General features: G+C 70.5%; 5 protein-coding genes. 1 reads left to right on the top strand and 4 read right to left on the bottom strand.

Annotation, left to right across the window (positions count from 1 at the left end; all coding sequences use genetic code 11):
• From H9X80_RS03095 to H9X80_RS03085, 3 genes are all read right to left on the bottom strand, one after another.
• A partial coding sequence (locus H9X80_RS03095; RefSeq protein ID WP_204792878.1) for a sirohydrochlorin cobaltochelatase occupies positions 1 to 798 on the bottom strand: 798 nt, incomplete at its 3' end.
• Complete coding sequence (locus tag H9X80_RS03090) at positions 795 to 2297, bottom strand: amino acid permease (protein WP_204792877.1); 1503 nt, start codon at positions 2295 to 2297, stop codon at positions 795 to 797. The genes H9X80_RS03090 and H9X80_RS03095, both read right to left, overlap by 4 nt.
• Entirely contained in the window at positions 2285 to 2647 is a 363-nt protein-coding gene (locus tag H9X80_RS03085) for a NifB/NifX family molybdenum-iron cluster-binding protein (RefSeq protein WP_204792876.1), read from the bottom strand. The genes H9X80_RS03090 and H9X80_RS03085 overlap by 13 nt, the downstream gene beginning before the upstream one ends.
• Positions 2648 to 3004: 357 nt before the next feature.
• Here H9X80_RS03085 and H9X80_RS03080 point away from each other — a divergent pair, with 357 nt between their 5' ends.
• Positions 3005 to 5593 (top strand): FAD-dependent oxidoreductase, encoded by a 2589-nt coding sequence (locus H9X80_RS03080; RefSeq protein WP_204792875.1) that lies wholly within the window; start codon positions 3005 to 3007, stop codon positions 5591 to 5593.
• Between the two features lie 524 nt (positions 5594 to 6117).
• Here the strand turns inward: H9X80_RS03080 and H9X80_RS03075 are convergent.
• A complete protein-coding gene (locus H9X80_RS03075) occupies positions 6118 to 6918 on the bottom strand; it encodes an AIM24 family protein (protein WP_204792874.1) in 801 nt (266 codons plus the stop codon).
• Between the last annotated feature and the right edge of the window lie 46 nt (positions 6919 to 6964).

Genomic DNA, 6964 nt, shown 5'->3' with positions numbered 1-6964 from the left:
GTGCGCCGGCGGCGCGGGGGCGGCAGGCGGTGCGGGCGGGTCGGCCGCCGGGGCCGCAGGTGCGCCGGCTGCAGCCCGCGCGTCCCCGGCACCCGGCACCGGTCGCGCCTCGCGCACGTGATCTAGCAGCAGCACGCGCACCGCGGGCAGGTCGAGCAGGCACAGGGCGCGCGCCTCGACCCCGACGCCGCGGGCCTCGAGCGCGGCCCGCAGCCCGCCAAGGACGTCGCGGCGCGCGTGCACGCCAAGCCCCATCGAGAGCGGGGCGAGAAGAACCTCGCGCGCATCGCCGGGAAGCGCGGCGCGGGCAAGGCCCTCGGGCTCCCCCACGAGCACGTCCGTGCGGCCGGCCGCCCAGAGCGCGTGCTCCAGCGCAAGGTAGGCCAGGCTCGCGGCCTCCCCGGCGTGCCCCGCCAGCACAAGGGCGCGCCCCGCGCGAGCGGGCAGCGCCGCGAAGAGCGCGGAGGCAACGGCCCGCACGTCCTTCTCACCAGCAAGAAGCGGCGGGGCGAGAAGGAGCTCCGGGAAGAGGCGGACGGCACGCCCGGCGTCGTGGACGCAGCGCTCGTGCACCGCGCCCGCCACCAGGTGCGTGGTGGCCACGACCGCCCGGTCCACACCTGCGCGGCGCAGCTGTAGCAGGGCCTCGGCCACGCCCGGCCCCGCGCCGCGCCCGCCCGAGCGCGCGGAAAGGGCAACGTCGGCGTCCGCCCCCACCGCATGCGCGGCCTCGGCAAGCAGCGGGGCCGGCACGGGCTCGGGCGAGGCGCACCCCGCCATGACCAGGCCGACCCTCATGAGTCGACCCTGATGGTTGCGGGGTCGGGGAGCTCGCCGCGCATGTCGCGCCGGCGGGCGAGGACGTAGCCGACCACGGCCACGACCGGCACGAGCAGCCCGAGCGCGACGTTGAGGACCAGCGAGTCCTGCTCCGTGAGGGCGGACAGGTTGCTCAGCACCAGGACGGACATGGCGCCCAGCAGGACGACCGAGAGCGCCGGGGCCACCGTGGTGGTGAAGGCGCCCGCGGCAAACCCGGGCTCGCCGCGGTGACGGCGCAGGTAGGCAAAGGCCGCCGCGGAGAGCAGGACCTCGAGGAGCATGATGCCCACGCACGCGAGCGCCGAGGCCACCGCGCCCGTCTGGGCGTAGGGGGAGAGCCCCGCCGCCGCGCACACGCCCGCCACAAGCGCGCCGAGCGCGGCCTGCACGACCCCCGCCACCAGCGGGGACTTGCGGCGCGCGTGCGTGCGGGCGAGGGCCGCCGGCAGCAGCCCCGCGCGCCCGAAGGCGTAGAGGTAGCGCGAGGCCGCGTTGTGCGCGGAGAGCCAGCAGGCCACCGAGCTCACCATGTAGAGCCAGTTGTACGCATGCCCCACGCCCTCGCCCAGGCGCGCCGCCACGATGCCGTGAAGGATCGTGCCCGCGTTCTCGAGCTGCGAGGCGCGGACCGCCTCCTCGGGGCCCAGCGCCGCGACCATCGCCGAGGCGGCCGACACAAAGACCAGGCCCACCAGCACCACGGCGGCGTAGGTGGCCAACGGCACCGTGCGGGCCGGGTCGCGCGCCTCCTCGCCGTAGTCCGCCGTGGCCTCGAAGCCCAGGAAGCACGCGAAGGCAAAGACCAGCCCCAGACCGGGCGAGCCGTGGAGCACGGCGGCGGGCGCCCCGGAGAGCGCACCGAGCACGGCCGGTCCCTCCTGCACGAGCACCGCCCCCGCCACGGCCGCGATCACCGCCAGCTCCAGCACGAGCGTCACGCTCAGGAAGCGCGCACCCGCCTCGATGCCGAGCGCGCCGAGCCCCCAGATAACGGCCCACCCCAGAAGCGAGATGGCCCACCACGGGATCTCCAGCCCCAGCTCCATTGCGAGGTTGTTCGAGAGGATGTAGCCGCCCATCGCCGAGGTGCACACGGTGAGCACGTTGTACGAGAAGAGCGCCACGTAGCCCGCCGCGGCGCCCATGCGCCGGCCGAGCCCCTCGGAGACGTAGGCGTAGAACGCGCCCGCGTTGGCCATGTGCCGGCTCATGGCAGTGAACCCCACCGAGAAGAGCAGCAGCACGGCCCCCACCAAGGCAAAGTCGAGCGGCGCCGCGATGCCGTTGCCGTGGCCTATGACCAGCGGAATGTTGGCCGCGCACGCCGAGAGCGGCGCCACCGCGGCAAGCGCCACGAAGACGAGGCTCGGCGCGCCGAGCGCGTCACGCTTGAGCTCGGTCGAGGGCGCGGCGGGCGCGTTGCGGGCGCCGCCGGAGGGCCCGGCAGGTCCCCCGGCAGACCCTAGTGGTGGCACGCGTGCTCCGTGCCCATCTGCGGAAGCTGGCCGGCCGCCGCCATGGCGGCGACGTCGCCCACGCCCGGGGTCTGGTTCTCAAAGAGGACCGTGATGCCGGCCTCGGCAAAGCCCATCATCGGGCGCATGCCCATGCCGGCGGCCACGATGGCGTCGATGCCGCTCTGGGCCAGAAGCGCCACGGGGCGCATGCAGCCGCCCTCCTCGTGGGGCGGGTTGTCGATGACGCTCACGCCCTTGATCTCGCCGTCCTCGACGTCGACCACGGTGAAGCAGTCGCAGTGGCCAAAGTGACCGGAGCGCTCGCAGTCAAGTCCGCCCTTGCCCAGGGTGGGGATAGCAACCTTCATGGGACCCCTCTCGTCACACGGCGGCGCACCGCCGAACGAATGCGTGGCTCCCATTCTAGTGCCCGCGGCGGGGTTGGGCCACGTGCGTCAGGCGGCGGCGAGGCACGCAAGTGGGCAGGGCGAGGCGCGGGCGAGAAGAACCTGGGGGTGTGGGGCTTTGCGAGTGAGGAGGGCTCCGGGGCGGCAGGTTCTTCTCGCCGGGACGCTGGCTTCCGGGGCGGCAGGTCCTTCTCGCCCAGACCGCTGCGCCCCGTTTTCCCGCCGCCGTCACAAACGTCGCGCGCCACGCAGCCCCCTGGCATACCATGGAGACAGCGCGCCGCGAGGGGCGGCCCGCAGTGAAGGAGAGGTGCGTACATGAAGTACCTGATCGTTGGAGGCGTGGCGGCCGGGACCAAGGCCGCGGCCAAGCTCAAGCGCTGCGACCGGTCCGCCGAGATCCTCGTGGTCACCAAGGGCAAGGACATCAGCTACGCGGGCTGTGGCCTGCCCTACTACATCGGCGGCGACATCAAGACGCGCGCGGAGCTGATCGTCAACACGCCGGCCGCCTACGAGGGCCTCACCGGGGTCACCGTGCGCACCGGCTGCGAGGCCGTAGGGCTCGACGCCGCGGCGCACACCGTGACCGTGCGCGAGAAGGACGGCTCCGAGCACGCTGAGGGCTACGACAAGCTCGTCATTGCCACGGGCGCCACGCCCTTCGTGCCCAACGTGCCGGGCACCAACCTCGATGGCGTCTTCTGCGTGCGCACGCCCGACGACGCCGAGGGCATCCGTGACTACGTCGAGAAGAACAACTGCCGTCGCGCCGTGGTGGTGGGCGCCGGCTTCATCGGGCTCGAGGTGGCCGAGAACCTGCTGGGCCGCGGCCTCAACGTCACCGTGATCGACGCCGCCTCCCAGGTCATGCCCAACGCCTACGACCCCGAGATGGCCGGCTTCATCACGCGCAAGCTGCGCGAGGCGGGCATGCGCGTGCTCGTGAACACCGCCCTCTCCGGCATCCGCACCGGCGAGGGCGACGCTGCCGGGCGCGCCGCGGCGGTGGAAACCGCAAGTGGGTCGCTGCCGGCCGACCTGGTCATTCTTGCCATCGGCATCCGTCCGGCCACGGCGTGGCTTGAGGGCTCGGGCATCGAGATGTTCAAGGGCACCGTCCTGGTGGACGAGTTCTCCGCCACCAACCTGCCCGACGTCTACGCCGCCGGCGACTGCGCCGAAGTGCACAACGCCATCACCGGCAAGCCGCAGTGGAGCGCCATGGGCTCCACGGCCAACATCGCCGCGCGCGCCCTGGCCCGCACGCTCACCGGCACGCCCACGCCCTACCCCGGCGTGCTCGGCACCGGCGTGGTGCGGCTGCTGCCCACGCTCAACGCCGGGCGCACCGGCCTCACCGAGGCCCAGGCGCGCGAGGCAGGCTTTGACCCCGAGACCGTGGTCGTGGTGACCGACGACAAGGCCCACTACTACCCCGGCTCCTCCGACCTCATCATCAAGCTGATTGCCTGCAGGAAGACGCACCGACTGCTGGGCATCCAGGTGGTGGGCGCGGGCGCCGTCGACAAGCTCTGCGACATCGTGGTGGAGGCGCTCTACCGCAAGCTCGCCATCGAGGACCTCGACCTCATGGACTTCAGCTACGCGCCGCCCTTCTCGACCGCCATCAACCCGGTGGTCACGGCCTGCTACGTGCTTGAGAACAAGCTCTCCGGGGCGCTCGAGACCTTCACGCCGGCCGAGTACGCCGCCGGCGTCGCCGCGGACTACACCGTGGTGGACATGATGCCCGCCGCCTCCATCCCGGGCGCGAGCTGGGAGAACCTCGCCACGCTTGACGGCGAGCTGGCCGGCCACACCAAAGACGAGAAGATCCTGCTGGTCTGCGGCCGCGGCAAGCGCGCCTACTTCGCGCAGGTCCGCCTCAGGGCCGCCGGCTACACCAACACGCGCGTGCTCGAGGGCGGCCTCACGTTCAACGAGGTCAAGGTCCCGCGCAAGGGTACCAAGCTCCCCGCAGCGGAGATTAAGCGCCTCAAGGGGCTGGGGTGCCTGCAGGACAAGCGCTACGACGACGTCTTCAACGTACGCGTGATCACGCGCAACGGCAAGCTCACCGCCGACGAGCAGAAGTGCGTGGCCGAGGCCAGCGAGAGGTTCGGCTCCGGCGAGGTCACCATGACCACGCGCCTGACGCTCGAGGTCCAGGGCGTGAAGTACGACAACATCAACGCCTGCATCCAGTACCTGCGCGACCACGGCCTGGACGCCGGCGGCACCGGCTCCAAGGTGCGCCCGGTGGTCTCCTGCAAGGGCACCACGTGCCAGTACGGCCTCATCGACACCTTCGGCCTCTCCGAGAAGCTGCACGAGCGCTTCTACGTGGGCTACCACGGCGTTGAGCTGCCGCACAAGTTCAAGATCGCGGTGGGCGGCTGCCCCAACATGTGCGTGAAGCCCGACCTCAACGACCTGGGCATCGTCGGTCAGCGCGTGCCGCAGATTGACCTCGAGAAGTGCCGCGCGTGCAAGGTCTGCCAGGTCACGAAGGCGTGCCCGATGGGAGACGCGCAGGTGGGCCCGGACGGCAAGATCACCATCGACGAGGGCCTCTGCAACCACTGCGGCCGCTGCGTGGGCAGCTGCCCGTTCGGCGCGGTGACCGAGGGCCTGGCCGGCTACAAGGTCTACATCGGCGGGCGCTGGGGCAAGAAGACCGCCCACGGCCGCGCGCTGGACAAGATCTTCACCAGCGAGGAGGAGGTCATGGACGTGGTCGAGCGCGCCATCCTCTTCTTCCGCGACGAGGGCCAGAGCGGCGAGCGCTTCGCCGACACCGTGGCGCGCCTCGGCTTCGACTACGTGCAGGACAAGCTGCTGACCGCGCCCATCGACAAGGACGCGATCCTCGCCAAGCAGGTCACCGGCGGTGCCACCTGCTAGCGAGCAGCTTGGGGACAGGTCCCGTTTGACTCATGTGCGCCGGCTGTCGACCTTTGTCGGCGGCCGGCGCACCGTTTTTGGACGTTCTTCTCGGCGGAAACGTTCGGGAACGGTACATCAAACGTTTTCGCACCGTTGTAGGACACTTTTCTCGTCAAGAACGTCCAGAAACAGTACATCAAACTCTAACGTACTGTTGTTAGTCGTTCTTCTCGGCAAAAATGTCCGGAAACGGTGCGCCCAACCCCAACACACTGTTTTTGGACACTTTTCTCGGCGGGAACGTCCAATAACAGTGCATCAAATTCTAACGTACCGAGTCTGGGCACTTGTCACAGTGGGAACGTCCGAGAACGGTGCGCCAAAACCAAGACGCACCGCCCCCCGGACGCTCTTCTCGACTGAAGTGTCCGAAAACGGTGCGTGTCCTCGGTCGGGGGGGGCGCCGCGACCCACCTCATGAGAGCGTCACGCCCCACGTCACGGGACCTGACGCCCTCCGCCATAGGTTCTTCTCGCCTGCGCTAGACCTCGCCGGTCCCGGCGTTGGGGTTGGGCGTGAGCGAGGCCACGGGCGAGAGCAGCACGCGGCCCGTGCCGCGGTACGTGTTGACGAGGCCCTCCCCCGAGACGGCCGACCCCACGAGAGACTTGCCGCTGCGCTCGACGGTGAAGGCGAGCGAGTCGGACCAGGCGATGGCAAAGTTACCGTCCACCTTGAGCTCGTCCCCATCAAGATCCACGACGACAAGCTCGCTGACCGGGACGGGAGACTCAAGCGCCACGTAGCCGCTGCCCTCCAGGCCCAGGTTGAAAAGGCCCTCGTTGCCCGCGACCACCGCGCTCGGGCGCTTGACCATGATCGCGCGGTGCTTGATGTCCGAGGTGCACGCCATGAAGAGGCCGTCGTTGATCACCATGGTGCCGCCCATCTCGGCCTGCGGGTTCATGAGCAGGACGTGGCGGTAGGTCGGCTCGCAGACGATGGTCCCGGAGCCCACGTACTCGGGCTTGATGGCGGACTCGCCGGTGACCGAGCCGCGCAGGGCCTTGCCAAAGAGGTCGCCCACGCCCTTGATACCCGTGGTGGCCCGGACGTCGCCCGCCATCCACTGCATCAAGCCCGCCTGCAGCGTCACGCCCGTCCGACCGTCGAGCGCGCACACGAGCTGACGCCGGCGGACGCCCATCTCGGCGGCAAAGTAGGCCGCCTGGGCGCCGAGGTAGGCCACCGAGAGATCCCGCTGCCACTCAACCACCTTGAACGGGCCCTTCTCGGCGATGACCCGGGCGTCGTCGTTGTCTAGGAAGTTGCTGATGCGCATGGGCTGGTCCTTTCGTCGGGTTGGGCCAAACAAGGTGGGGTCAAGC

It is taken from the genome of Olsenella profusa, from assembly GCF_016900315.1.
In the GTDB taxonomy this organism is placed as follows: Bacteria; Actinomycetota; Coriobacteriia; order Coriobacteriales; family Atopobiaceae; genus Thermophilibacter; species Thermophilibacter profusus_A.
The sequence above is the reverse complement of the archived record's forward strand: the minus strand, read 5'-3'. Positions and strand labels throughout refer to the sequence as shown.

Excerpts from the sequence above, each read along its gene's own strand:
- H9X80_RS03085 (WP_204792876.1), bottom strand. The coding sequence starts at position 2,647 with ATGAAGGTTGCTATCCCCACCCTGGGCAAGGGCGGACTTGACTGCGAG.
- H9X80_RS03075 (WP_204792874.1), bottom strand. The coding sequence starts at position 6,918 with ATGCGCATCAGCAACTTCCTAGACAACGACGACGCCCGGGTCATCGCC.
- H9X80_RS03080 (WP_204792875.1), top strand. The coding sequence starts at position 3,005 with ATGAAGTACCTGATCGTTGGAGGCGTGGCGGCCGGGACCAAGGCCGCG.